The sequence below is a fragment of the Amycolatopsis eburnea genome (assembly GCF_003937945.1).
GTDB classification, from domain to species: domain Bacteria; phylum Actinomycetota; class Actinomycetes; order Mycobacteriales; family Pseudonocardiaceae; genus Amycolatopsis; species Amycolatopsis eburnea.
The window spans coordinates 531,081-554,885 of sequence record NZ_RSEC01000058.1 but is presented as its reverse complement, the minus strand read 5'-3'; the positions used below and the strand labels follow the sequence as shown (position 1 = coordinate 554,885).

The following is a 23,805-nucleotide window of genomic DNA, read 5'->3' as shown; positions in this document are numbered from 1 at the left end:
CGTCTCCTTCCGCGGTCAGTGGCCGTGGCCGTCGGCGGGCGCCGAAGCCGGCGCCGGGGTGCCGGCGGTCGTGAGGGTGAACTCGGCGGTCCGGACGACGTCGCCGTGCTTGAAGTCGAGGAACAACCGGTAGGTCCCGGCGCTGGGGACCTCGGCGGCGAACTTCACCTGCGGTCCGGCGGGCGTCCTGCCGTCGCCCGGTTCGCCGTCGGGGTGGACGTGCAGGTAGGCGAGGTCGCCTTCGCGCAGCGCGACCAGGTGCCCGTAGGCGCCGAGGTACGGCTGCAGGTCGGTGACCGGAACGCCGCCGCGGCTCACGCTCAAGGTCAGGGGCGAGGTCTTCCCCGCGGTCAAGTCGCCGGTGAGCTGGACGGTGTAGCCGTCGACCTGGGCCGTGCGGCTGAGCGGGTGGGTCGACGGCTGGTAGTTCCCCGCGACCGACAGGTCGGCGCCGAGGGTCATCGGCTTCCCGCCGGTGGGCGCGAAGTCCGCGAACGCCCGGTACGAGCCCGCTGCGGGCAGCGTCAGCGGGACGCTCCAGGTGCCGTCCGGCGCCAGCTCGGGGTGGACGTGCTGGAAGCCGGCGGTGTCGCGCCGGACCACGATCAGGTGGAGCCGCTTCTCGTGCTCGACGTCGTAGGCGGTGACGGGCTTGCCGTCCGGGCCGGTGATGGTGAACGAGAACCGGCCGGGTTCCGGCGCCGGGTCGGCGACGGTGAAGGTGTAGCCGTCCTTGCTGGCGGCGAGCCCGCCCGGCAAGGCGTCCGCGGCCGCCATCTCCGCGTGGTTCGGCATGGCGCCTTCGTGGGTCTCGCCGTGGCCGGCGTCGCTGGTCGCGGCCGAGACCGGGCCTGCCGTCTTCCCGACGGCGAATCCGCCGGCCGCGAGCAGGGCGAGCGCTCCGCCGAACACGGCCAGCCGTGCTGTGGTGTTCATGGCAATTTCCCTCGGTTCCGGGTCGCCGGTCTAGCCGGCGAGGGTGTAACCGGCCTCCTCGACGGCGGCGCGGACCCGCGCTTCGTCGACGAGCTCGGCACTGGTGACGGTGACGGCCCCGGTGGGCAGGTCGACCGCGACGTCGGTGACGCCGTCGATCGCGCCGACCTCCTCGGTGACCGAGGCGACGCAGTGCGAGCAGGTCATGCCGGTGACGGTGTAGGTGGTCTGGCTCATGGCGTTCTCCTCCGTGGTGTGTGCGGGGTCAGGACTTGACGAGGCGGGCGATGGCGGCGCTGGCTTCGGCGACCTTCGTGGCCGCGACGTCGCCGCCTTGCGCGGCCGCGTCGGCGACGCAGTGCCGCAGGTGGTCGTCGAGCAGTCCCAGCGCGACGGCTTCGAGGGCCTTGGTCGCCGCCGAAACCTGGGTCAGGACGTCGATGCAGTACTTGTCGTCGTCGATCATCTTGGCGATGCCGCGGACCTGCCCCTCGACGCGCCGCATGCGCTGCAGCAAGGCTTCCTTGTCGTGACTGTATCCGTTCACGCCTTCAAGGTACCCCTAGGGGGTACCCGTATCAAGTGACCTGGGTCTCACGCCATCGCCGCAGTGTCCAGAAAGCGCTTTCACCACGCCGCTGAAAGCGTTTTCATCCAGCACAACCCAGTTGGCCCACCCCAGCCCCGCATTGCCGGTGATACCGTACGCCTCAACGGAAACCGTCGTTTCCTGGGAGCGCTCTCACCTGCTGAAACCACACTCACCAGGAGGCGTGCATGAGTTCATACGCAACACTGGCGGCCACCGCGGCCCTCCTCGCCGCGACGGCCTCGGCCACCCCCGCGGCCGCCGCCACCCACCGCGTCGAAGCCGAAGCGGCCACCTGCACCGGCACGATCGACAGCAACTGGAGCGGCTACTCCGGCACCGGGTTCTGCAACGGCGACAACGCCATCGGCGCCTACGTCCAGTTCCCCACCGGAAGCGCCGGAAGCGTCACCGTCCGGTTCGCCAACGGCACCACCGGCGCCCGGGCCGCCGACCTGCTCGTCGACGGGGTCAAGACCCAGTCGCTCTCCTTCCCCGCCACCGGCTCCTGGTCGACCTGGGCGTCACAGACCCTCACGCTGCCCGCCACCAGCAGCACCGTCCGGCTCAGCCCGACCACCTCGGGCGGGCTGCCCAACATCGACTACGCCGAGTTCACCACCGGCGGCACCGAGGCGGGCACCACCCTCTACGCCGCCCCCGACGGCAAGGACTCCGCCGCCGGCACGCTCGCCGATCCGCTGACGCTGCCCGCCGCGATCGCCAGGATCGGCGCGGGCGGCACGATTTCGCTGCGGGGTGGCACCTACCGCTACTCCCAGACCGTCACGATCCCGCCCGCCAACAGCGGGACCTCGAGCGCCCGCAAGACCCTCTCCGCCTACGCCGGCGAGACACCCGTCCTGAACTTCTCCGCCATGGCCGAAGACCCCGCCAACCGCGGCCTCGCGCTGAACGGGTCGTACTGGAGGGTCGCCGGCATCGTCGTCGAACGGGCCGGGGACAACGGGATCTTCGTCGGGGGCAGCAACAACGTGATCGAACGCGTGGTGACCCGCTTCAACCGCGACTCCGGGCTGCAGATCTCGCGGATCGCGTCGGACACCCCCAAGGAGCAGTGGCCGTCGAACAACCTCGTCGTCAGCTCCGAATCGCACGACAACGCCGACTCCGACGGTGAGGACGCCGACGGGTTCGCCTCGAAGCTCACCTCCGGCACCGGCAACGTCTTCCGCTACGACGTCTCGCACCACAACATCGACGACGGCTGGGACCTCTACACCAAGACCGACACCGGCCCGATCGGCCCGGTGACCATCGAAGACTCGCTCGCCTACTCGAACGGGACCCTCAGCGACGGCACGGTGAACACGAACGGCGACCGCAACGGCTTCAAGCTCGGCGGGGACAAGATCGCCGTCAACCACGTCGTGCGGCGCGACATCGCCTACCGGAACGGGCACCACGGGTTCACCTACAACAGCAACCCCGGCACGATGACCGTCTCCGACAACGTCGGCATCGACAACGCCGAGCGCAACTTCTCCTTCGACACCGGCACCTCGGTGTTCCGCACGAACACCTCGTGCCGGTTCACCGTCGACGGGTCGAACGACAAGACCGCCGGGAACGCCGACAGCTCGAACCAGTTCTGGACCGGCTCGAACGGCTCCCGGTGCGCGTCGTACGGCGGGACGCTGCGGTGGTCCTTCGCCTCGGACGGCCGGTTGGTCGTCACCTTCGGGTGACACGTTCCTGGTGAAAAGCTGTGAAACGGACGGATCCGGCACTTTCCGGGTCCGTCCGTGCGTTCTCCGGGTAGGGAGAACGGAGGAACCATGGGTGCCCTGTGGTCGCTGATCGGCTTCGCGCTGAGCCTGTACCTGCTGGTACTGGTCGCGCGGATGGTGCTGGACTGGGTCGCGGTGGTCGCCGACACGCCGCCGTGGGCGCGGCGGGCGCGGGGGCTCGCCTACGCCGCCACCGAGCCGGTGATCGGGCCGGTCCGGCGGGTCGTGCGGCCGGTGCGGATCGGCGGGATCTCGCTCGACCTCGCCTTCACGCTGGTCTTCATCGGCGTCATCGTGCTGCGGAGCATCGTGTTCGCGCTCTAGAGCGTGCCGCGGAACCCCGCGGACAGCCGGTCGACGCCGCTCTCCAGCTCCGCGCGCAGGCCGCGCAGGTCGATGCCGTCCGGGTCGATCAGCGCCTGCATCGAGATGCCGCGCAGCTGGGCGAGCAGCGCCGAGGCGTACGCGTCGGCGTCGCGCACGCCGGTGATGGAGCCGTCCGCGACACCACTGGCCACGGTCTGGGCGATGGCGAAGCGGAACCGGCGGTCGGCCTCGGTCAGCGTGCCGCGCAGGGCCGAGTACTCCGCGGCGCCGTCGCCCCACAGCGCGAGGAACGCCTGGTTGAGCGTCGGCATCGTGCGGATCAGCTCGAAGATGATGTCGAGCAGGGCGCGCAGCATGTCCATCGGCGTCGCGGTGGCCGCCCCGGTCCGGGCCGCGACGGCCTCGCTGTAGGAGTTGGTGAACTCTTCGACGGCGAACTCGACGAGCCGCCGCCCCAGCCCTTCCTTGTCGCCGAAGTGCTGGAAGACGACCGATCGCGCGTAGCCGGAGCGCGCGCAGACGGCGCCGATCTTCAGCCTGCCGAACCCTTCCTCGGCGATGAGGTGCGCGGCGGCACCCAGGATGCGCGCCTCGACGGCTTCGTCGCCGTCCTGCGGGGCCCGGTCTGCGGTGGAGCGGTCCACCGCGCCATGCTAGCCACTCGAACCCGGCCCCACCGGGCGAACGGTCAGCGAACCGTGCGCGGACCGTCAGCGGCGCCGCGCACCCTCGGGTCACCACGACCGAGAGGAACCCCCGATGAAGACCGTGCTCGTCTCCGGCGCCGGCATCGCCGGCCCGTCCGCCGCCTGGTGGCTGCACCGCGGCGGCTACCGCGTCACCGTCGTCGAGGCCGCTCCCGGGCTGCGTCCCGGCGGCCAGGCCGTCGACTTCCGCGGCGAACAGGTCAAGCTGCTGGCCGCGATGGGCGTGCTGGCCGACATCCGCCGCTGTGAGACGGCGATGGGCGACCAGACCGTGCTCGGCCTCGACGCGCGGCCCGCGCTGACCGTGCCCGGCGCCGCCTGGAGCGGCGAGGTCGAGATCCTCCGCGGCGACCTCGCGCGGATCCTCTACGAACACACGAAGGACGACGCCGAATACGTCTTCGGCGACCGCGTCACCGCGCTGCGCGAAACCGCCGACGGCGTCGAGGTGACCTTCCGCCACGGCGCGCCGCGGAAGTTCGACCTGGTCGTCGGCGCCGACGGCGTGCACTCCGGCGTCCGCGCCGCCGCGTTCGGCCCGGAGCGGGACTTCCGCCGCGACCTCGGCTTCGGCATCGCCGGCTTCACCGCGCCCAACCACCTCGGGCTCGACCACACCAGCGTCATGTACAACGAGCCCGGCCGCGGCGTGACGGTCGGCAGCCACCGGCTGGCCGGCAAGCTGCACGTCAGCCTGGTCTTCGCCGCCGACGGCGTCGAGTTCCGCCGCTCCCCGGACGAGCAGCGCGCTCTCGTCACGCGGTTGTTCGCGAACACCGGGTGGGAGGTGCCGAAGCTGCTCGAAGCGCTGCCCGCGGCCGACGACCTCTACGTCGACTCGATCAGCCAGATCCACCTCGACCGCTGGGCGAAGGGCCGGGTCGTGCTGCTCGGCGACGCCGCGTGGTGCGCCGGGCCGGGCGGCTCCGGAACCGGGCTCGGGATGATGGGCGCGCAGGTGCTGGCCGGCGAGCTCGCGGCGGCGGGCGGCGACCACGTGACGGCGTTCGCGAAGTACGAGCAGCGGCTGCGCAAGCCGGCGACGATCGGGCAGAAGAACGGCAAGGGCTCGGGCAACTTCCTGGCCCCGCTGACCGCCGAGAAGATCCGCGGCCGCAACCGCGCCTACCGGATGATCAGCACCCGGCTGTTCGGCAGGGTGTTCACCTGGATGACCGACCGCGCGGCCAACGCGCTCGAATACCGGGACTACCCCGCGCTCACCGCCGCGTGAGCCGGCGATCTTCGTCTCATCGGGGGACTCGGCTGGCGGCCCGGCGTGGCGTGCGTCACCCTCGACGCCATGTCACCGCGCCGGGCCGCCGACGCCCCCGTCAGGACGGCGATCGCCGGGCTGGCCGTGCTGGCGCTGGGCGTCGTGACGGCGCTGAACGTCCGGTCCCTGCCCGTGCTCGGCGACGGCACCACCTACTCCGCCGAATTCAGCGAAGCGGCCGGCCTGTTCGCGGGCAACGACGTCCGGATCGCCGGGGTCAAGGTCGGCCGCGTCACGGACCTGGAGCTGAGCGGCGACCACGTGCTGGTTTCCTTCAAGGCCAAGGGCGCCTGGCTCGGCGACGCGACGGGCGCGGCGATCCGGCTCAAGACCGTGCTGGGCCAGAAGTACCTCGCGCTCGACCCGGAAGGCGAAGCCACGCTCGACCCCGGGCGGCCGATCCCGCGGTCCCGCACCAGCGTCCCGTACGACATCCTCACCGCCTTCGGCCAGCTTTCGTCCACTGTGGACAAGATCGACACGGGGCAGCTGGCGAAGAGCTTCGACACGCTTTCCGCGACGCTCGCGAACACGCCGCAGGACGTCCGCGCCGCGCTCACCGGGCTGTCGCGGCTGTCGGATTCCCTCGCGTCCCGCGACCACCAGCTCGCCACGCTGCTCGCCAACACCAGGGTGGTGTCGAAGACGCTCGTCGACCGCGACGCCGCCGTCCAGCGGCTCTTCGACGACGGCAACCAGCTGCTCTCCGAGGTGAGCAACCGCGAACAGGCCATCACGTCGCTGCTCGACGGGTCGCGGCAGCTCGCCACCGAGCTTTCCGGGCTGATCGACGAGAACGAGGCACAGGTCGGCCCGCTGCTCACCCAGCTCGACCAGCTGACGTCGATGCTGCAGCGCAACCAGGACGCGCTCGCCGCCGGCATCAAGGGGTTCGCGCCGCTGGTCCGGCTCGGCACCAACATCGCAGGAAGCGGCCGCTTCATCGACGGCTACCTGTGCGGGCTGATCCTGCCTTCGATCGGCCCGCTCAACGAGGAAGGCTGCCACGGCTAGGGCTTCGTGATCTTCACCGTCACCTGGTTGTCGCTGTAGGTGTAGGCGACGTACTCGAACTCGACGCCGGTGCGCTCGACGTACTCCGTCCAGGCGCGGTACTCGTGCCGCTTCCAGCCGGGGAAGTTGAAGAACTCGTCGAAGTGCACGATGCTGCCCGCGCGCAGCCGCGGCCCGCAGAGGTCGAGCACGGTCTTCGCGGAGCTGTAGAGGTCGCCGTCGACGTGCAGGAAGTCGACGTGCCCGGGGTGCTCGGCCAGGAACCCGGGCAGGCTGTCGTGGAACAGCCCGACGACGAGTTCGGCGCCGGGGACGTCGGGCAGGTCGTCGCGGGCGAAGGCGCCGGCGGGCATGCCGTTGAGCCACGCCTCGGGCAGCCCCTCGAAGGAGTCGAAGCCGTAGACCTCGCGGCCGCCGCGGGCGCCGGCGATGGTCCGCAGCGTGTTGCCGGACGCGACCCCGAACTCCAGCGCCATGCCTCCTTGCGGCGCCAGGGAAAGCGCGTACTCGAGCGTTTCCTTCGGCTTGCCGAAGTGCCGGGCGCCGACGAGGTGCTCGCGGGCGAAGACGTTGCTCTCGAGGGCGGCGTCCTGATCACCGGCGTAGACGATGTCGCGGCGGCTGCGGATCTCGAACTCCACCACCCGATCGAGGACCCGGTCACCCTGGCGGACGATCTCTTCCCGGAGCTCGACGGCCATCCGGTTCAGCTGATCGGTGTACGGGTCATGCATTTTCGAGGCCAGCGCGTGCAGCAGCTTGCCCAGGGTTTTCCTTACCGGTGAACGGTTTTTCGCGCGGTTCATCCCGGGACGGTACCTGACGCGCCGGCGCCAGGCGGGCACTCCCCTGCGCGGCGGCGCACAGCGTGGCCGCACCGTCGCCGTCCACTGTGTACACCTCGCACCGGCAGGTGGCCCGCGACCGGCCGGCCTGCACGACGACGGCGCGGGCCCGCAGCGTGGCCCCCACCGCCGGGCGCAGGTAGTCGATCGTGAAGCCGGCGGTGAGCAGCGCCGGGCCGAGCACCGTGCCCGCGGCGAAGGTGAGCGCGTTGTCGGCGGCGTAGGCGAGCACCCCGCCGTGGAGGTAGCCGTTCTGCTGCTCGAGCTCGGCGCGGATGTCCAGCTCCAGCGTGGCGGCGCCGTCGCCGAACTCGGTCAGCCGGGCGCCGAGGAGGCGGCTGAACGGCTGGCTCTCCAGGCCCCGCCGGGCGGCTTCGATGTCGAGCATGGCCCCTCACTTCACTAGTGAAGTGAGGATGGCGCGGGACGCCTCCGCCTGTCAAGATCGGGGCGTGCCCGAACCCGACCAGCGCCTGTTCTTCCTGCTCCAGCAGGCCGCCCACCGCCTGCGCGTGGACGCCGACCGCCGGCTGGCCGCCGCGGCGGGCATCACCTCGGCCCAGCTCGGCGCCCTCTTCGCGATCCGCGAAGGCGGCTTGACCCAGCGGGACCTCGCCGTCCGCCTCGGCCAGCGCGAGTCGGCGGTGACCGCGATGGTCACCCGGCTCACCGGCGCCGGCCTGGTCGCCAAGCGCGCGCACCCGCGCGAGCACCGCGCGATCGTCCTGGAGCTGACCGCGGCGGGCGAGGCCGCGCTGGCCCGCGTCGCGCCCGAAGTCGAAGAGTTCAACGCGCGGCTGCGGGCGGTGCTGGGCGAGGACGGCTTCCGCCGGACGGCCGAGGGGGTCGGGAAGCTGGCTAGCTGGCCGCCACCATGAGCCGGAAGCCCGCGTCCCACTCCGGGAGGGCCAGCAGCTCCGCGTGGTCGGCGTGCCACCGGCCGGACTCGAGGTCGGCCCGCAGGCGCTTCATCCCGCGCTCGACGGCCGAGGGCGCCGTCTGCGCGAGCGCCGAGCAGGCCCGCCGCACCGCCGGGTCCAGGTAGGCCTCTGGCCGCCGCCAATGCGCCGGGAACACCCCGTCGGTGAAGTCCCACGGCACCGGCAGCGGGAGCACCGACGACGCGCCGAGGTGGTCCGCGATCTCCGCCGCCGACGGGCGCGACCGCTCGAGCGCCGCCACCTCCGGCACGTACTCCCGCACGAGCCAGAAGTCGTTGTGCAGCGCGGTGTCGTAGGCCAGGACGACCTGCCGGGGCGCTACGCGGCGCAGCTCGTCGAGGCCCCGGCGCCAGTCCGGCCAGTGGTGCACGGTCAGCACCGCCAGCGCGGCGTCGAACGTCCCGGCCGCGAACGGCAGCGCCTCCGCGACCGCCCGCACGACCGGCGCGGCACCGGGACGGCGTTGCCGGATCATCTCCGCCGACGGTTCGACGGCGACCACGCGGCGGCCCGGCGGCTCGTAGGACCCCGTCCCGGAACCGACGTCGAGCACGGAACGCGCGGCACCCAGTGCGTCGACGACCGGCGCGAGCCAGCGCGGGTCGGTGCGGCGCCCCAGCGCGTACCCGATCCCGATCTCGTCGTAGCGGGCCATCAGCGCTCGGTGCCGTCGCCGCCGTTCTGCTCGGCCAGGAACCGCTCGAACTGCGAGCCGAGCTCCTCCGCGGTCGGCATGTGCTCGACCGACTCCGCGAGCAGCGACCCCTTCTCCGAAGCTTCGACGAACGTGTCGTACTGCCGCTCCAGCGCGCGGACGACGTCGGCGACCTCGTCGGACTCCGCGACCTGCCGGTTGATCTCCGCGTCGGCCAGCTCCGCGGCCTCGCGCAGCTCGCCCTCGGCCAGGCTCAGCCCGGTCGCGCGGCTCAGCGCGTCGAGCACGATCAGAGAAGCCGCCGGGTACGTCGACTGCGCCAGGTAGTGCGGCACGTGCGCGGCGAAGCCGACGGCGTCGTGGCCCCACTCACCGAGCCGGTACTCCAGCAGCGCGGCGAGGCTGCCCGGGACCTGCAGCCGGTTCGGCAGCGGCTGGTGCTCGCCGACCAGGTCCTGGCGGGTGGCGTGCGCGGTGACGCCGAGCGGGCGGGTGTGCGGCGCGCCCATCGGGATGCCGTGGAAGCCGGCGGTCAGCCGGACGCCCCAGCGCTCGATCAGGTTGCGGACCGCGCGGCAGAACCGCTCCCAGTCGTGGTCCGGCTCCGGGCCGGAGAGCAGCAGGAAGGGCGTGCCGTCGGTGTCGTGCAGCAGGTGCACGACCAGCTCGGGCGCGTCGTAGTCCTCCCAGTGGTCGACCGCGTAGGTCATGGTCGGCCGCCGCGAGCGGTAGTCGATCAGCCGGTCGACGTCGAAGCGGGCGACCACCCGGTGCTCGCCGGCCAGCAGGTGCTCCGCCAGCAGACGGCCCGCCGAGCCGGCGTCCATGAACCCTTCGAAGTGGTGCATGAGCACCGCTCCGGTCAGGTCGGGGACGTCCGAGTCCACCTCGTACAGGTCGTCGGGATCGAGTCCCACCGGGTCCTCCTGCTTGCTCATAGGACAATCCTTCAAGCACAACACACGCGCGCGGGGATTCCATTCCACGGACGGTGGCGCCGATCGTAACGGCACGCGATCGAGGCCGGACCGGATCGGCATCGTGACGTCTGTCGTGGGCGCGCAAGTCCCTGATCGGGCACGCTTGAACCGTGACCGAACACACCGCGAACACGGCGCTGCGGCTGCGGCCGCCGGCGCACCGGGTCAGCCGCCGGGCCATCGGCTACTGGACGGCGACCGCCGCCATCCTCTGGATCGTGCTGGTCGGGCTGCAGACCGTCATCGTGGTGACCAGCGACGACCCGCCGTCGTTCCTGACCGTGACGCTGGTGGTCTCGTGCGTGCTCGCGCCGCTGCACCTGCTCGTGATGCCGCAATGGCGCTACCGCGTGCACCGCTGGGAGGTCACCGACGAGGCCGTCTACACCCAGGCCGGCTGGCTGAAGCAGGAGTGGCGGATCGCGCCGGTCTCGCGGATCCAGACCGTCGACATCGAGCGCGACCCGTTCGAGCAGCTGTTCGGCCTGGCGAAGATCACCGTGACGACGGCGTCCGCGGCGGGGCCGCTGCGCATCTCGGGCCTGGCGCACGATCGCGCGCTGGAGCTGGCCGACGAGCTGACGAAGACGACCCAGGCCGTGCGCGGGGACGCGACGTGAGCACCGAGACGGTCGTGACGCCGCCCGCAGAAGGCACGCAGGACGCGCCCTGGCACCGCCTCGACCGGCGCATGCTGCTCATCCGGCCGGTGCTGGACCTGGCGAAGTCGCTGCCGGTGCTGCTGGGCGCGCTGCTGTTCGGCCACGGCGAGCCGTGGCAGTGGATCGGGCTGGCGTTCACCGCGATCGCCGTGTGCACCGGCGTCTCGCACGTGCTGACCTCGCGCTACCGGATCACCGCGACGCAGGTCGAGTGGCACACCGGGCTGCTGCTGCGCAAGCAGCGCGCGATCCCCCGCGACCGGATCCGCACGGTCGACGTCACCTCCGAGCCGAAGCACCGGCTGTTCTCCCTCGCCGCGGCGCGGATCGGCACCGGGCGGCACTCGCACGGCAAGGGTCCGGGCAAGGACGAACTCGTCCTCGACGCCGTCACCGTCGCCGAGGCACAGCGGCTGCGGACACTGCTCTTACACCGTAAGGCCGAAGCGGTCGCCGCCGCGCCGCCGGAGCAGCTCGTGGCCGCGGTCGACAAGAAGTGGCTGCGGTACGCGCCCTTCACGCTCTCCGGCCTCGCGGTGGTCGGCGCCGTGGTCGGCACCGTCTACCACTTCGCGCACGAACTGCACTTCGACCCGATCCAGTTCTCGCTGGTCCAGACCGTCGTCGGGCACTTCACGGACACGCCGGCGTGGCTGAGCCTGGTGCTGGCCGCCGCCGGGCTGCTGGTGCTCGTGTCGATGCTGTCGGTCGGCGGGTACGTGCTCTCGTTCTGGAACCACCGGCTCACCCGCGAGCCCGCCGGGACGCTGCACATCCGGCGCGGGCTGATCACGACGCGCTCGGTGTCGATCGAGGAGGAGCGCCTGCGCGGCGTCGAGGTCCGCGAGCCGCTGCCGCTGCGGCTGGCCGGCGGCGCCCGCGTCGTCGCCATCGCGGGCGGCCTGCGGGAGGGCAAGGGCGCGGACAAGGGCGGTGGCCTGCTGCTGCCGCCCGCGCCGCTGGCGAAGGCGCACGAAGTCGTCGCGGAGGTGCTCGGCGAAGACCCTGCCGCGACACCGCTGACCCGCCACCCGCGCCGGGCGCTGTACCGGCGGATCTCCCGCGCCGTCGTCGGCGTGCTGCTGCTCGCCGCGGCGCTGTACGGCCTGGCGTGGCTCGGCGCGCTGCCGGACTGGCCGTGGCAGGCCGCGCTCGTGCTGCTGCCGTTCGCCGCGCTCGTCGGCTGGGACCGCTACCGCGGTCTCGGGCACGCGCTCGCCGGCCGCTACCTGGTGACGCGCTCGGGCTCGCTGGACCGCGGCACGGCGGCCGTCCGCCGCGACGGGATGACCGGGATCGTCGTCGAGCGCTCGTACTTCCAGCGCCGCGCCGGGCTCGTCACGGTGATCGCGCCGGTCGCCGCGGGCAAGGGCAAGTACGTGGTGCTCGACGTCGGGGAGGCCGACGGGCTGGCGCTGGCCGACCAGGCCGTCCCGGGACTGCTGACGCCGTTCCTCACCGGTGACCGGGACCGCGGTTGACGCCTGACGGCCGCGGCTCGTAGCGTGAAATCCGCCGTCCGAACCCTCGATTCGCACCCACGAGAGGACGGCAGGATGTTCCGGAAGTTGTTCGGCGTGCTCGCCGCGGCGATCGTCGCGGCGTCGTCGTTCGCGCCCTCCGCGGCGGCCGCGGAAAACCCGTATGGCGACCCGAATCTGGTCTCGATGTTCGACGGCGCCGATTTGACCGCCTGGACGTCGTCCAAGCCCGGTCTGTGGTCGGCGAAAAACGGCGTCATCCACGGAAACGGCACCGCGCGCGGCTGGTTGTACTACAACAAACAGCAGGTCGGCACGTTTCGGTGGATATTCAATGTGCGGCAGGTCAAGGGCAACCACAAACCGACCGTGCTGATCTGGGGCACCACCGACCCGATCCGCGACGCGCTGAGCGCCATCCAGTTCCAGCCGCCGAACGGCGGGCACTGGGACTACCGGCCGGGCCACAACGACGGCGGCGGGAAACTGTTCAAGCAGCTGCCCCACCCCAGCATCGACATCAAGAAGTGGGCGCAGTGCGAGCTGATCGGGGACGCGGCCACCGGGGTGGCGCGGATGGCGTGCTGCCCGCTCACCGGAACGGCCGTCACGTGCAAGGGCGTCGAGGTCCTGCGGTTCACCGACAAGACCGCCGGCCGCGTCGGCCCGCTGGCGCTGCAGGTGCACAACTCCGGGATCCAGGACGAGTACCGCGGTCTCTACGTCGAGTCACCCGTGGTGACCGAACCGGGCGAGTTCATTACTCAGTGACTGCGGTTTCCCCGAACGGTGGGAATGCTGGCTTTCGTTTAACACAACGTGCTAATTTATTCACCCCGTGTGATAGCGAAGGTCGTTTTTGTCTCACCGAGAGGTCATGATGACGCCTGCCGTCAGTGCCGTCGACGGTCCCGCCACCTCCGCGCCGCGCCGCACCCCCGGTGCCAGCAGTTCCCGCAAGGTCCTGCAGCTGCTGCTCGCCTTCTCCGAAAGTCGCTGGGAGGCCAGCGTCGCCGAGCTCGCCGCGACGATCGGCACCCCGGTCGCGACGACCTACCGCTACGTGGCGCTGCTCAAGGAGCTGCAGCTGCTCGAAGAAGGCCGCGCCGGGCACTACCACCTGACCAGCCAGGTGATGCCGCTGGCGCGGGCCGCGCAGCTGGCGAACGACCTCGTCCGGCTGGCGCGGCCGTCGATGGAGGAGGCCGCGCGGGAGCTGGGCGAAACGGTGATGCTGTTCCAGCAGTTCGGCGACGCCGCCGTGTGCGCGGACCGCGTCGAGTGCGACCGCGCCATGCGGTTCACGTTCGAGCCCGGGCATTCGATGCCGCTCGGGCTCGGGGCGTCCGGCAAGATGCTGCTCGCGCTGCTGCCGGAGATGGAACGCGACCGGCGGCTGCCCTCGATCGTCGACCAGCGCGGGACGGCGATCCGCGACGAGCTGAAGCGCGCGCTGGAGAACCGGTATTCGGTCAGCTCGGGGGAAATCGACGAAGGCGTCTGGGCGTGTTCGGTCCCGGTGCACGCCTACGGACGGCGGCCGACGGTGCTCAGCCTGGCCGGCCCGGCCGCGCGGATCACCGACGAGGCGCGGCAGACCGCGATCACCGCCCTCCAGGAGTACGCGACCCGGATCCAGCGGGCGATCTCGTCTTATTCGCTGTGAGAATCCCGCGCGAGCCCGTAGGAATGGCGGGGTGATCCGGCTCGCGCGCCCCGACGACCTGCCCGCGTTGATCGACGTCGAACGCGAGGCGGGCAGCCTCTTCCGCGACATCGGCATGACGGCGATCGCCGACGACGACCCCGGGTCGGTCGCGGAACTGGCGGTGTACCAGGCCGACGGCCGCGCGTGGGTGAGCGTCGACGAGGACGACCGGCCGGTCGCCTACCTGGTCGCGGAGGTCGTCGACGGGCACGCGCACATCGAGCAGGTCTCGGTCCGCCCCGGCCACGCCCGGCGCGGGCTGGGCCGCGCGCTGATCGAGACGCTCGCGGAGTGGGCCCTCGCCCGCGGTCTCCCGGCGCTGACGCTCACGACGTTCGCCGCCGTCCCGTGGAACGCGCCGTACTACGAGCGGCTGCGGTTCCGGGTCCTCCTGGACGGTGAAATCGGCGACGGGCTGCGCGCGATCCGCCGCGCCGAGGCGGCCCGCGGCCTGGACGCCTGGCCGCGCGTGGCGATGATCCGACCGCTCTGACCTGGAGTTTTGTGGATTTCTCCCCTGCCCGGGGGAGGCACTGGCGCACACGGTCGAACATGTGTTCTACTGTGCGGGCCGGTCCCGGAGGGGGAAGCTCCGCGGGCCGGCCCACAGACTTCGGGAGGTTGTTGTGGCGGTCAAGATCACCCACCTGACGAACGGCCAGCAGGTCCGCTTCGCCAACGCCGACGGCGCCCGCCGGTACGCCGAAATCATGGGCGGCGGCGTGGACAAGTGGCGCTTCACGGTCGTCCCCGAGGACCCGGCGCTCCGGAAAATGTCGGACTCGGTCGTTAACGTGCCCGTATGGCGCATGACTTCCAGGTAGTGGTGGATTCGGCCGACCCGCACGTGCAGGCCGACTGGTGGGCCGAGACGCTCGGCTGGTCCGTGGAACCGACGGACGAAGGCTTCATCCGCGAGATGATCGCGAAGGGGTACGCGAAGGAGGAGGAAACCCGGACGTACCGGGGATCGCTGGTCTGGAAGAGCGGCGCGGCGATCCGGCACCCGGACTCGCCACCGGACGGGCCGCCGCGGCGGATCCTGTTCCAGGAGGTCCCGGAGGGGAAGGCGGGGAAGAACCGGCTCCACATCGACGTCTGGGTGGGCGCGGACAACGTCGAGGCGACGCTGGAGAAGCTGACGGCCCGCGGGGCGACGTACCTGCACCGGGGGCGGCAGGGGCCGCACAGCTGGGTGACCGTGGCGGATCCGGAGGGGAACGAGTTCTGCGTTTCGTGAGGCGTGGAGCCGGCGGCGAGCCCGGGGGTCGCCGCCGGCCGCGACCTCAGCTCTGGGCGGCCAAGCGGTCCAAGGCCTTCGGCAGCGCCGCCGCCAGCAGGTCCAGCTCCGGCTCAACGGCGATCAACGGCGGTGACACCGCGACCCCGCGTCCGAGGTTGCGCACGATCACGCCCTCGTCCCGGCAGGCGCGCTGCAGCTTCACCGGGGCGCCCGGGTCGGCGTCCATGACGTCCGCCGTCAGCTCGACGGCCGCCAGGAAGCCGAGTCCCGCGCGGACCTCCGCCACCAGCGGGTGCCCGCTCACGCCCGAAACCGCGTCGGCCAACGGCTTCTCGAGTTCGCGGCCGCGCGGGATCAGGCCGTCGCGCTCGTAGATGTCCAGCGTCGCCAGGCCGGCCGCGCACGCCACCGGGTGGCCCGCGTACGTCGCGCCGTGGCGGAAGATCGGAGCGCCCGGCGCGCCGGTGAAGAACGGTTCCGCCACCCGCGGGGCCACGATCAGCGCGCCCAGCGGGATCGTGCCGCCGGTGATGCCCTTCGCCGTCGTGATCATGTCGGGCCGCACGGCCCAGCGGTCGATGCCGAACCACGTGCCGAGCCGGCCCCAGGCGGCGATCACGCAGTCCGCGACGAACAGCACGTCGTGGCGGCGGCAGATCGCCGCGACCTCTTCGATGTACCCGTCCGGCGGCAGCAGCACGCCGCCCGCGCCGATCACCGGCTCGCAGAAGAACGCCGCCACGCGCGCCGACCCGACACGCTCGATCTCCGCCTCCAGCGCCGCCGCGCTGTCGTACGGGATGTGCGAGAAGTCCGGCGGCTGCGGCCCGAAGCCGGCCGCGTTGGCCGGGATGCCGCCGACCGCGGTGCCGAAGCCGTGCGTGCCGTGGTACCCCTGCGCCCGGCCGATCACGTGCACCTTCTCCGGCCGCCCGGTGTGCGCGAAGTACGCCCGCGCCAGCTTGACGGCGGTGTCGATGACGTCACCGCCACCCGAGCCGAAGAACACCTTCGACCCCTGCTCCGGCGCCAGCGCGGCGACGCGGTCCGCCAGCTCGATCGCCGGCTGGTTGGCGTTGTAGCCGAACAGGTTGTACGAGTCGAGCGTCCGCAGCTGCTCCGCGACGGCGTCGGTGATTTCCGGGCGCCCGTGCCCGAAGTTCGCGTACCAGAGCGACGCGGTCGCGTCGAAGTACCGCCGCCCGGCGTCGTCCCAGACGTACGAGCCCTCGCCGCGCGTGATGACCATCCGGTCGCCGTCGACCGCGCCCATGTCGGCGAACGGGTGCCACAGGGCGTGCTGTGCTGACATCGGTCCTCCTCAGTCCTGCCCCCATCCCTACCAGGGCGAAGCGGCGAGCGCGACCACTCCATCGTGCACAGTCGGCGCCCCCGGACTGGCCGGTCAGTCCAGGAACTCCGCGATCTCCTCCGGCGAGTAACCCAGCTCCCCGAGCACCTCCGCCGTGTGCTGCCCCAACGTCGGCGGCGCCGACGAAGGCCGCGCCGGGGTGTCGGACGCCTTCACCGGGAACCCCGTCCCCACGTACGTCCCCACCGTCGGGTGCGGCAGCCGCACCACCTGGTCGCGCGCCGCCGTCCACGGGTCCGCGTACACGTCGTCGATCTCGTTGATCGGGGCCGCCGGGATGCCCGCCGCGTCGAAGGACTTCGACCACTCCGCCACCGTGCGCGTCAGCACCACCGGTTCCAGCAGCGCGTTCAACGCGTCCCGGTGCGCGGCCCGCGAAGCGTTCGACGAAAACCGCGGGTCCGCGGCGATGTCCAGGTCCAGCACCCCGCAGAACGCGTGCCACAGCTTCTCGCTACCCACCGCGATGATCAGCCAGCCGTCGGCCGCGTGGTAGGCCTGGTACGGGACGATGCTCGGGTGCGCCGAGCCCATGCGCCGCGGGCGGGGTGCGTCGTAGAAGTGCGCGCCCGCCGCGTAGACGTGCCACGCCAGCTGACTGTCCAAAAGGGACACGTCGAGGTACTGCCCGCGGCCGGTGGTGTGCCGCGCCTGCAGCGCCATCAGCACGGCGATGATCGCCCACGTCCCCGCGTTCAGGTCCGCCACCGGCAGCCCGACCTTCGCCGGCGCGCCGTCCGGCTCGCCGGTCAGGGACATCACGCCGCCGAGGGCCTGCGCGACCAGGTCGTAGCCCGCGCGGTCGCGGTACGGGCCGGTCTGCCCGAACCCGGTGATCGACACGTGGATCAGCCGCGGGTTCAGCTCGGCGAGCGACGAGTAGCCGATCCCCCACTTCTCCAGCGTTCCCGGCCGAAAGTTCTCGATGAGCACGTCGGCATCCGCGACGAGCCGGCGCAGCGCCTCGCGGCCGCGGTCGCTCTTGAGGTCGAGGACGATCCCGCGCTTGTTCCGGTTCGCCGCCAGGTAGTAGACGGCTTCGCCGCCGACGAACGGCGGGCCCCAGCCGCGGGTGTCGTCTCCGTGGCCCGGTGGCTCGACCTTCACGACGTCCGCGCCCATCTCGCCGAGGTACTGGGTGCAGTACGGGCCGGCCAGGATGCGGGACAGGTCGACGACCTTGATCCCGTCGAGCGGGCGGAATCCTTCGGGCATCAGCGGCTCCTCGTCGAGCTGGGCGGCGCCCCCTTTCTACCCCGCGCACCCCCGGAAATGGATTACCTACTAACGGACGTAGACGACAGTCACTCCCGTCCTGTTGATTGCTGAGTGAGTTTGTGCAGAGTTGCGCACTCCTGGAGGGACTTATGCGTCGTCTTGTTGGAATGGCGGCCGCGGTAGCCGCCTGCACCACGGTGGTCACGGTCGTGCCGGCCACCCCCGCCGCCGCCGAACCCCAGTACTTCGCCGCCCAGCGCGTCGGCGACCGGCCGCCGATGGGCTGGAACAGCTGGAACAAGTTCGGCTGCGAGATCGACGAAAACCTGATCCGCGGCGCCGCCGACGCGCTCGTGTCGACCGGCATGAAGGACGCGGGCTACCAGTACGTCAACATCGACGACTGCTGGGCCGAACAGAACCGCACGGCCGACGGCAAGCTCGAGCCGAACCACGAACGCTTCCCGCACGGCATCAAGGCGCTCGCCGACTACGTCCACGGCAAGGGTCTCAAGCTCGGCATCTACACCAGCGCGGGCACGCTGACCTGCCAGAAGACCATGCCCGGCGCCCTCGACCACGAAGAGGCAGACGCGCAGTCGTTCGCCGACTGGGGCGTCGACTACCTCAAGTACGACAACTGCAACAACCAGGGCCGCCCGGCGATCGAGCGCTACACGAAGATGGGCGACGCGATCGAGAAGGCCGGCCGCCCGATGGTCTACGCGCTCTGCGAGTGGGGCGAGAACGACCCGTGGACCTGGGGCCGCGACGCCGGCGCGCAGCTGTGGCGGACCACCGGCGACATCAGCGACAACTGGGGCAGCCTGACCGGCATCCTCGACCAGCAGGTCGGCCTGGAGAAGTACAGCGGGCCCGGCGGCTGGAACGACCCGGACATGCTCGAAGTCGGCAACGGCGGCATGACCGACGCCGAGTACCGCTCGCACTTCGCGTTGTGGGCGCTGCTGAACGCGCCGCTGCTGGCCGGCAACGACCTGCCCGCGATGACCCCGGCCACGAAGAAGATCCTGGAGAACAAGGAAGTCATCGCGCTGGACCAGGACTGGGCCGGCGTGCAGGGCCACAAGGTCCGCGACGACGGTGACACCGAGGTCTGGGCGAAGCCGATGTCCGACGGCTCGGCCGCGGTCGTGCTGTTCAACCGCGGTTCCGCGAGCACGGCGATGACCACGACGGCGAAGGAGCTGAACCTCGCGGGGCACAGCTTCCGCGTCCGCGACCTCTGGACCGGCACCGAGACCGAGACCGCGGGCACCGTCCGGGCGGCCGTCGCGGCGCACGGCTCGGCCACGTTCCGCGTCTGGCCGGAGAAGAAGCCGTCCGCCGCGCCGCTGACGACGCTCGCCCTGCCGAACCCCGACTACGTGCCCGCCGACCGGCCGCTCACCACCACGCTGAAGGTCACCAACGACGGCAGCACGCCGATCGCGCAGGTGCGCGCGAGCATCGCGGCCCCCGCGGGCTGGCGGCTGCGCGGCCCCGGCGCGTTCACCGCACCGGTCGTGGCGCCCGGCAAGACGTGGCAGCAGGACGTCACGTTCGACCCGGTCGCGCCCGCGGGCGAGCGCGTCACGCTCACCGCGCGGGCGAGCTACCTTACGCTGTACGGCCAGCGCAGCCTTACAGCCGAAGGCAGCTCACCGCTGGTCACCCGCCCGTCCGCGGGCACGACGGCGTTGTCGAAGGCCGCGTGGATGTCGTCGGACAACGGCTGGGGCCCGGTCGAGCGCGGGACCAGCAACGGCGAGAGCGCGGCGGGCGACGGGCACCGGATCACGATCGCCGGCGTGGGCTACGACGACGGGATCGGCGCACACGCCCCGTCGAGCGTGCGCGTCTACGTCGGCGCGGCCTGCACGTCGGTCCGCGCGCTCGTCGGCCTGGACGACGAGAACTCCGGTGGCAGCGCGGGGTTCCGCATCCTCGGTGACGGCAAGGAGCTCGCCGCCACCGGCGTCATGCACCCCGGTGACAAGGCGCAGCCGCTGGAAGCCCCGCTGGCCGGCGTGCAGGTGCTGGAGCTGGCCGTGACCGACGGCGGCGACGGCAACACCGACGACCACGCCGACTGGGCGGACGCCGCGATCACCTGCTGAGCAAGGGAAAATCACGCACCACCCGCCGTCCCCGGCCACCCGGCCGGGGACGGCAGTTATCCCCTCATGCCCGGTTCGTCCCCGATGCACCCTGGAGCTCTTGTCCGCGCTCCTTGGGGGAGGGAAACCGTGCGAAGACTCGGTGTCCTGCTGCTCACGCTCCTCGGTCTCGCCACGGCCGTCGCCGCGCCCGCGGCGGCCGACGAGCCCGTGCTCGCCGCGAAGCCGCCGATGGGGATCTCGTGGTCCCGCGGCTGGAACCAATGCCCGCGCATCGACGACGCGAAGGTCCGCGCCGCCGTCGACATGCTGGTCAGCACCGGCCTGCGCGACGCGGGCTACACCTACGTCAACATCGCCGGGTGCTGGGCGCAGCCGACGCGCGCCGCCGACGGTTCGCTGCGCCCGGACACCGCCAAGTACCCGGACCTGCCGGGACTGATCGCGTACGTGCACGCCAACGGGCTGAAGTTCGGGCTGTACAGCGGAACCGGCGCGCAGACGTGCGGCGGCGCCATGCCCGGCTCGCGCGACCACGAGCAGCAGGACGCGCAAACGTTCGCGGCCTGGGGTGTCGACTACCTCGCGTACGACACGTGCGGCGGCGAGAACGGCGTCGCGGCGGCGGCCAAGAAGATGAGCGACGCGCTCAAGGCCAGCGGGCGGCCGATCCTGCTCGCGATGATCGACACGATGTCGAACAACTACCACCAGTGGGAGTGGGCCCCCGGCGCGGGCGCGCACACCTGGCAGCTCGCGAGCGACCTCGCGGAGCCGCTCGCGAGCGTGATGCAGGCGGTGGACAGGCAGCCGTCGCTCGCCGGGCTCACCGGTCCCGGCGGCTGGAGCGATCCCGGCTACCTCAACTTCAGCTACCTCGACCCCGCCCCGCGGCGGACGCAGTTCTCGCTGTGGGCGCTGATGAACGCGCCGCTCATCCCGAACGAGTCGTTCCCGCTGGACACGATCGCCAACCGGGACGTGATCGCGGTCGACCAGGACTGGTCCGGCACCCCGGGGTACAAGGTCCGCGACCTGTCCGACGCCGAGGTCTGGGCGAAGCCGATGTCCGACGGCTCGGTCGCGGTGCTGCTGCTCAACCGCGGCTCGTACGCGCAGACGATCCCGTTCGACCTCGCCGAAGCCGGCATCGCGGCGGCGCCCGCCTACCGCGTCCGCGACCTCTGGGCCGGCACCGAACTGACCAGCACCGGCACCCTGCGCGCGTCCGTGCCCGCGCTGAGCAGCGTGTTCTACCGCGCGTGGCCGGGGCAGCCGTCGACGGCGGATCCGCTGGTGACGCTGGGCGTGCAGCTGCCGGAAGGCTTCCTGGCGGGCCAGCAGGTCGACGGCACGGTCACGCTGACCAACGACGGCGACACCCCGATCACCGACGCGCGGTACACGATCACCGTCCCCGCCGGGTGGCAGCTCGACGGGTCCGCGCAGGTCGACGTCCCGCGCGTCTCGCCGGGCAGCACGGTCACGCGGGAGATCACGCTGCGGCCCACCGCCGCTCCGGCCGCGAAGCTGCTGGTCGGCGCGAGCGGCGGCTACACGAACGCGCTCGGGACGCGCACCGCGGCCGGTTCGGCCGAAGCGCCGCTGGTGACCGCGCCGCCGGCGGGCACGACGACGTACCTGTCGACGCGGCCGTGGCTCTACTCGGAGAACGGCTCCGGCCCGGTGGAACGCGGCAGCGTCGCCAACGGACGGGCGATGTCGATCGGCGGCGTCGGCTACCAGCCGAACAGCGGCGTCGGCGTGCACGCGCCGTCGGTGATCCGGCTGTACCTCGGCGGCGCGTGCAAGTCGTTCTCGGTGCAGTACGGCGTCGACGACGTCTCGAGCCCGCAGGCCACGGTGGCGTTCCGCGTCCTGGGAGACGGCCGCGAGCTGTTCGCGACCGGCATCGTCCGGCCGGGCGTGAAGCCGCAGAGGCTGACGCTCCCGGTCACCGGGGTCCAGCAGCTGGCCATCGCGGTCGACGACGGCGGGGACGGCTCGGCCGGCGAGTACGCCGACTGGATCGCGCCGAACGTCACCTGCTGAGCGCCCCTTCCAGGAGGACGACGGCCTGCGCGGTCCGGCGGTACAGCACGTAGCGCCCGTCCCGGACCTTGCTGACGAGCCCGGCGCGGTGCAGCGCGTTCAGGTGGTAGGAGACGGTGGCCGGGCTGTACCCGGTCCGGGTGGCGAGCTCGGCGGTCGGCCGCGCGGTTTCGAGGTCGGCCAGCAGCGCGGCCCGTGCGGTGCCGACCACCGGCGCGAGCCGCCCGGGCGGCCGGTCCGCGCCCGTGCCGATCCCGAGCGCGGGGTAGCCGAGCACGACCTGGCCGGGTACGTCGACCTGGACGCTCGTGCCGGGCCAGCTGAGCACGCCCGGGGCGAGCACCAGCTCGCGGCCGGCGATGTCGACCTCGCCGTCGAACGGCGCGGCGAGGGTGATCGCGTCGCCGGCCCAGCCGATCGCGGGGTGCAGCGACGCGAGCGCCGCGCCGACGCCGTGGGTGGCGATGGTCTTCGCGCGGTGGGCGATGTCGCGCTCGGCGACCGCGTGCAGGACGGCCCAGTCGTCGGCCAGCGCGTCCCGCCAGAACCGCGCGAGGCCGTCGGCCAGCCGCCGCGGCATCGAGCCCGACTCGACGACCCGGCGGGCCCCGATCGGCAGCGGCCGGTGCCAGTGGACCGCCGTGTAGCCGAAGACCTGTTCCTCGAGCTCGTCCTGCGTGGTCGCCTCGATCCGCGCGAGCTGCTCGTCGAGCAGGTCGGCGGGCCGGGCCGCCGTTCCGGGCGGCGGCGTCAGCAGGTCCGGCGTGTAGACCTCGCCGGCGCGCGGCAGCAGGTCCAGCAGCAGGGCGACGTCCGGGTGGGCGAGCGACGCGCGGGCGAGCGGGCCGGGATCGCCGAACACCGGGTGCCGTCCGGCGTCGGCGGTGAGCTTCAGCCAAGCCAGCGACTCCGCGGCGAGGGAGGGCGAGAACCGCGTCCTGGCCACCGTCTCGGCATCGGCCCGCAGCGTGAACATCAACCGACGTTAACAGCGGTGGCGGCGGATTTGAACCGGCTCGAATCCTTTCCGCCGCGGCCGGTCCGCGCGGTTGAGTGGCTGGGTGTTCCCGACGACCGCGGCCGTGGCCGCCGTGCTGCTCGCCGTCGCGCCGCCCGCGGCGGCCGGCCCGGGTTACACCGTGTGTTCCGTCGTCCGGACGGTCGCCCGGCTCGGCTGGTCGGCCGGCGCCGACGGGATCTACCGCGTCACGGCGTACCAGCGGCCGTACACGATCACCGTCGTGCTCCCCTACGAGCTCAGCTCCAGCAGCCGCGCTTCGGCGTCGCGCAGGTAGCGGTCGAGCGAGACCGCCGCGGCGTCGAACCGGCCGCGGCGCAGGTCGCGCAGGATCCGCTCGTGGCAGTCGAGGAACGGCTCGTAGAACTCCCGCGTGTTCTCGTTGAGCACGAAGAACAGCCGTGTCTCGGCGAGCACCTGGCGCATCGTCGCGGACAGCCGCTCGCTGCCCGCCAGGTCCGCCAGCGCCTGGTGGAAGTGGATGCTGGCGGTGCCGACCGCGGGCCAGTCCTCGGCTTCCGCCGCGGCCCGCCCGTCCTCCAGCGCGCGTTGCAGCCCGGAAAGGTCCACAGTGGGCAGTTCGGCGGCGCGGCGCAGGGCACCGCACTCGGTGGCGCGGCGGACGACGTAGAGGTCCTCGATGTCGTCGGTGGTCAGTTCGCGCACGAACACCCCGCGGTTCAGTTCGTGCACCGCCAGCCGTTCGTGGGCCAGCAGCTGGAACGACTCGCGCAGCGTGTTGCGGGAGACGCCCAGCGCCGAGCTGATCACCGGCTCGGACAGGCGTTCACCGGGGGCGAAGACGCCGTCGGTGATGTACTGGCGCAGGATCGCCGCGACCCGTTCGGCGGTCCCGCTGCGTTCCAGCAGGTGCCGCTCGCTCCCCAGCCCCGAGGCATCGACCGTCACG

At 72.0% G+C, this 23,805-nt stretch carries 27 protein-coding genes; 15 read left to right on the top strand and 12 right to left on the bottom strand.

Translation table 11 applies throughout. The features are described 5' to 3' along the window. Positions 1-15: 15 nt before the first annotated feature. Genes EIY87_RS27980 through EIY87_RS27970 form a run of 3 tightly spaced genes read right to left on the bottom strand, consistent with a single transcriptional unit; the run spans position 16 to position 1,483 of the window. On the bottom strand, positions 16-936 hold the full coding sequence (locus tag EIY87_RS27980) for a hypothetical protein (RefSeq protein ID WP_125312837.1): 921 nt from the start codon (positions 934-936) through the stop codon (positions 16-18). A 30-nt stretch (positions 937-966) separates the two neighbouring features. After that, positions 967-1,173 carry a heavy-metal-associated domain-containing protein gene (locus tag EIY87_RS27975; RefSeq protein ID WP_125312836.1) on the bottom strand — a complete coding sequence of 69 codons (207 nt, stop codon included), beginning with the start codon at positions 1,171-1,173 and terminating at the stop codon, positions 967-969. 28 nt (positions 1,174-1,201) lie between these two features. Beyond that, positions 1,202-1,483 (bottom strand): metal-sensitive transcriptional regulator, encoded by a 282-nt coding sequence (locus tag EIY87_RS27970; protein WP_125312835.1) that lies wholly within the window; start codon positions 1,481-1,483, stop codon positions 1,202-1,204. A 230-nt stretch (positions 1,484-1,713) separates the two neighbouring features. Between EIY87_RS27970 and EIY87_RS27965 the strand changes: the two genes are divergently transcribed. After that, positions 1,714-3,234 carry a carbohydrate-binding protein gene (locus EIY87_RS27965; protein ID WP_125312834.1) on the top strand — a complete coding sequence of 507 codons (1,521 nt, stop codon included), beginning with the start codon at positions 1,714-1,716 and terminating at the stop codon, positions 3,232-3,234. Between the two features lie 90 nt (positions 3,235-3,324). Beyond that, complete coding sequence (locus EIY87_RS27960; protein ID WP_125312833.1) at positions 3,325-3,600, top strand: YggT family protein; 276 nt, start codon at positions 3,325-3,327, stop codon at positions 3,598-3,600. Here the strand turns inward: EIY87_RS27960 and EIY87_RS27955 are convergent. Then, positions 3,597-4,247, bottom strand: coding sequence for a TetR/AcrR family transcriptional regulator (locus tag EIY87_RS27955; RefSeq protein ID WP_125312832.1), 651 nt, complete (start codon positions 4,245-4,247; stop codon positions 3,597-3,599). The genes EIY87_RS27960 and EIY87_RS27955 overlap by 4 nt on opposite strands. A gap of 115 nt (positions 4,248-4,362) precedes the next feature. Between EIY87_RS27955 and EIY87_RS27950 the strand changes: the two genes are divergently transcribed. Together EIY87_RS27950 and EIY87_RS27945 are read left to right on the top strand one after the other, a co-directional pair. Next, positions 4,363-5,544 (top strand): FAD-dependent monooxygenase, encoded by a 1,182-nt coding sequence (locus tag EIY87_RS27950; RefSeq protein WP_125312831.1) that lies wholly within the window; start codon positions 4,363-4,365, stop codon positions 5,542-5,544. Positions 5,545-5,613: 69 nt separating this feature from the next. Then, positions 5,614-6,600, top strand: coding sequence for an MCE family protein (locus tag EIY87_RS27945; RefSeq protein WP_125312830.1), 987 nt, complete (start codon positions 5,614-5,616; stop codon positions 6,598-6,600). On the opposite strand, the gene EIY87_RS27940 is transcribed toward EIY87_RS27945, so the two are convergent. Both EIY87_RS27940 and EIY87_RS27935 read right to left on the bottom strand, forming a co-directional pair. Further along, a complete protein-coding gene (locus EIY87_RS27940) occupies positions 6,597-7,310 on the bottom strand; it encodes a class I SAM-dependent methyltransferase (RefSeq protein WP_404800111.1) in 714 nt (237 codons plus the stop codon). The genes EIY87_RS27945 and EIY87_RS27940 overlap by 4 nt on opposite strands. 16 nt (positions 7,311-7,326) lie before the next feature. Next, the gene (locus EIY87_RS27935) at positions 7,327-7,833 is read right to left on the bottom strand and encodes a PaaI family thioesterase (RefSeq protein WP_125312828.1); all 507 of its coding nucleotides are present in this window, start codon (positions 7,831-7,833) and stop codon (positions 7,327-7,329) included. Positions 7,834-7,897: 64 nt separating this feature from the next. Here EIY87_RS27935 and EIY87_RS27930 point away from each other — a divergent pair, with 64 nt between their 5' ends. Beyond that, positions 7,898-8,323: a MarR family winged helix-turn-helix transcriptional regulator gene (locus tag EIY87_RS27930; protein WP_125312827.1), complete on the top strand. Its 426-nt coding sequence runs from the start codon at positions 7,898-7,900 to the stop codon at positions 8,321-8,323. Here EIY87_RS27930 and EIY87_RS27925 read toward each other — a convergent pair. Together EIY87_RS27925 and EIY87_RS27920 are read right to left on the bottom strand one after the other, a co-directional pair. After that, the gene (locus EIY87_RS27925; protein ID WP_125312826.1) at positions 8,304-9,041 is read right to left on the bottom strand and encodes a class I SAM-dependent methyltransferase; all 738 of its coding nucleotides are present in this window, start codon (positions 9,039-9,041) and stop codon (positions 8,304-8,306) included. The two genes, EIY87_RS27930 and EIY87_RS27925, sit on opposite strands and share 20 nt — an antisense overlap. Further along, positions 9,041-9,958, bottom strand: a complete 918-nt coding sequence (locus EIY87_RS27920; protein WP_125313565.1) for a proteasome assembly chaperone family protein — start codon at positions 9,956-9,958, stop codon at positions 9,041-9,043. Before EIY87_RS27920 ends, EIY87_RS27925 begins: the two co-directional genes overlap by 1 nt. A 173-nt stretch (positions 9,959-10,131) precedes the next feature. Between EIY87_RS27920 and EIY87_RS27915 the strand changes: the two genes are divergently transcribed. From EIY87_RS27915 to EIY87_RS27885, 7 genes are all read left to right on the top strand, one after another. Then, positions 10,132-10,641 (top strand): PH domain-containing protein, encoded by a 510-nt coding sequence (locus EIY87_RS27915; protein ID WP_125312825.1) that lies wholly within the window; start codon positions 10,132-10,134, stop codon positions 10,639-10,641. Between the two features lie 71 nt (positions 10,642-10,712). Next, positions 10,713-12,164 (top strand): PH domain-containing protein, encoded by a 1,452-nt coding sequence (locus EIY87_RS27910; RefSeq protein ID WP_404800110.1) that lies wholly within the window; start codon positions 10,713-10,715, stop codon positions 12,162-12,164. Between the two features lie 75 nt (positions 12,165-12,239). Then, positions 12,240-12,935 (top strand): family 16 glycoside hydrolase, encoded by a 696-nt coding sequence (locus EIY87_RS27905; RefSeq protein WP_125312823.1) that lies wholly within the window; start codon positions 12,240-12,242, stop codon positions 12,933-12,935. A gap of 109 nt (positions 12,936-13,044) precedes the next feature. After that, positions 13,045-13,830, top strand: a complete 786-nt coding sequence (locus EIY87_RS27900; RefSeq protein WP_148106218.1) for an IclR family transcriptional regulator — start codon at positions 13,045-13,047, stop codon at positions 13,828-13,830. Between the two features lie 31 nt (positions 13,831-13,861). Then, on the top strand, positions 13,862-14,365 hold the full coding sequence (locus tag EIY87_RS27895) for a GNAT family N-acetyltransferase (protein ID WP_225440069.1): 504 nt from the start codon (positions 13,862-13,864) through the stop codon (positions 14,363-14,365). 133 nt (positions 14,366-14,498) lie between these two features. After that, entirely contained in the window at positions 14,499-14,696 is a 198-nt protein-coding gene (locus EIY87_RS27890; RefSeq protein WP_072476601.1) for a hypothetical protein, read from the top strand. After that, positions 14,675-15,112, top strand: coding sequence for a VOC family protein (locus EIY87_RS27885; protein ID WP_191984291.1), 438 nt, complete (start codon positions 14,675-14,677; stop codon positions 15,110-15,112). The genes EIY87_RS27890 and EIY87_RS27885 overlap by 22 nt, the downstream gene beginning before the upstream one ends. A 46-nt stretch (positions 15,113-15,158) precedes the next feature. On the opposite strand, the gene EIY87_RS27880 is transcribed toward EIY87_RS27885, so the two are convergent. Both EIY87_RS27880 and EIY87_RS27875 read right to left on the bottom strand, forming a co-directional pair. Next, on the bottom strand, positions 15,159-16,427 hold the full coding sequence (locus EIY87_RS27880) for an aminotransferase family protein (RefSeq protein ID WP_125312820.1): 1,269 nt from the start codon (positions 16,425-16,427) through the stop codon (positions 15,159-15,161). Between the two features lie 93 nt (positions 16,428-16,520). Continuing rightward, on the bottom strand, positions 16,521-17,702 hold the full coding sequence (locus EIY87_RS27875; RefSeq protein ID WP_125312819.1) for a CaiB/BaiF CoA transferase family protein: 1,182 nt from the start codon (positions 17,700-17,702) through the stop codon (positions 16,521-16,523). A gap of 170 nt (positions 17,703-17,872) precedes the next feature. Between EIY87_RS27875 and EIY87_RS27870 the strand changes: the two genes are divergently transcribed. Together EIY87_RS27870 and EIY87_RS27865 are read left to right on the top strand one after the other, a co-directional pair. Beyond that, a complete protein-coding gene (locus EIY87_RS27870) occupies positions 17,873-19,825 on the top strand; it encodes an NPCBM/NEW2 domain-containing protein (protein WP_125312818.1) in 1,953 nt (650 codons plus the stop codon). A gap of 129 nt (positions 19,826-19,954) precedes the next feature. Further along, positions 19,955-21,877, top strand: a complete 1,923-nt coding sequence (locus EIY87_RS27865; RefSeq protein WP_158641365.1) for an NPCBM/NEW2 domain-containing protein — start codon at positions 19,955-19,957, stop codon at positions 21,875-21,877. Here the strand turns inward: EIY87_RS27865 and EIY87_RS27860 are convergent. Then, positions 21,867-22,853: an ArsR/SmtB family transcription factor gene (locus EIY87_RS27860; protein ID WP_125312816.1), complete on the bottom strand. Its 987-nt coding sequence runs from the start codon at positions 22,851-22,853 to the stop codon at positions 21,867-21,869. The two genes, EIY87_RS27865 and EIY87_RS27860, sit on opposite strands and share 11 nt — an antisense overlap. Before the next feature lie 85 nt (positions 22,854-22,938). On the opposite strand from EIY87_RS27860, the gene EIY87_RS27855 reads away from it, so the two are divergent. Further along, the gene (locus EIY87_RS27855; protein WP_225440068.1) at positions 22,939-23,172 is read left to right on the top strand and encodes a hypothetical protein; all 234 of its coding nucleotides are present in this window, start codon (positions 22,939-22,941) and stop codon (positions 23,170-23,172) included. On the opposite strand, the gene EIY87_RS27850 is transcribed toward EIY87_RS27855, so the two are convergent. Then, a complete protein-coding gene (locus tag EIY87_RS27850) occupies positions 23,127-23,804 on the bottom strand; it encodes a GntR family transcriptional regulator (protein ID WP_125312815.1) in 678 nt (225 codons plus the stop codon). The two genes, EIY87_RS27855 and EIY87_RS27850, sit on opposite strands and share 46 nt — an antisense overlap. Between the last annotated feature and the right edge of the window lies 1 nt (position 23,805).

Bases quoted from the DNA above. Each gene is read 5' to 3' on its own strand.
- EIY87_RS27980 (WP_125312837.1), bottom strand. From the start codon at position 936: ATGAACACCACAGCACGGCTGGCCGTGTTCGGCGGAGCGCTCGCCCTG.
- EIY87_RS27975 (WP_125312836.1), bottom strand. From the start codon at position 1,173: ATGAGCCAGACCACCTACACCGTCACCGGCATGACCTGCTCGCACTGC.
- EIY87_RS27965 (WP_125312834.1), top strand. From the start codon at position 1,714: ATGAGTTCATACGCAACACTGGCGGCCACCGCGGCCCTCCTCGCCGCG.
- EIY87_RS27960 (WP_125312833.1), top strand. From the start codon at position 3,325: ATGGGTGCCCTGTGGTCGCTGATCGGCTTCGCGCTGAGCCTGTACCTG.
- EIY87_RS27950 (WP_125312831.1), top strand. From the start codon at position 4,363: ATGAAGACCGTGCTCGTCTCCGGCGCCGGCATCGCCGGCCCGTCCGCC.
- EIY87_RS27945 (WP_125312830.1), top strand. From the start codon at position 5,614: ATGTCACCGCGCCGGGCCGCCGACGCCCCCGTCAGGACGGCGATCGCC.
- EIY87_RS27935 (WP_125312828.1), bottom strand. From the start codon at position 7,833: ATGCTCGACATCGAAGCCGCCCGGCGGGGCCTGGAGAGCCAGCCGTTC.
- EIY87_RS27925 (WP_125312826.1), bottom strand. From the start codon at position 9,041: ATGGCCCGCTACGACGAGATCGGGATCGGGTACGCGCTGGGGCGCCGC.
- EIY87_RS27910 (WP_404800110.1), top strand. From the start codon at position 10,713: ATGCTGCTCATCCGGCCGGTGCTGGACCTGGCGAAGTCGCTGCCGGTG.
- EIY87_RS27905 (WP_125312823.1), top strand. From the start codon at position 12,240: ATGTTCCGGAAGTTGTTCGGCGTGCTCGCCGCGGCGATCGTCGCGGCG.
- EIY87_RS27900 (WP_148106218.1), top strand. From the start codon at position 13,045: ATGACGCCTGCCGTCAGTGCCGTCGACGGTCCCGCCACCTCCGCGCCG.
- EIY87_RS27885 (WP_191984291.1), top strand. From the start codon at position 14,675: ATGGCGCATGACTTCCAGGTAGTGGTGGATTCGGCCGACCCGCACGTG.
- EIY87_RS27880 (WP_125312820.1), bottom strand. From the start codon at position 16,427: ATGTCAGCACAGCACGCCCTGTGGCACCCGTTCGCCGACATGGGCGCG.
- EIY87_RS27875 (WP_125312819.1), bottom strand. From the start codon at position 17,702: ATGCCCGAAGGATTCCGCCCGCTCGACGGGATCAAGGTCGTCGACCTG.
- EIY87_RS27870 (WP_125312818.1), top strand. From the start codon at position 17,873: ATGGCGGCCGCGGTAGCCGCCTGCACCACGGTGGTCACGGTCGTGCCG.
- EIY87_RS27860 (WP_125312816.1), bottom strand. From the start codon at position 22,853: ATGTTCACGCTGCGGGCCGATGCCGAGACGGTGGCCAGGACGCGGTTC.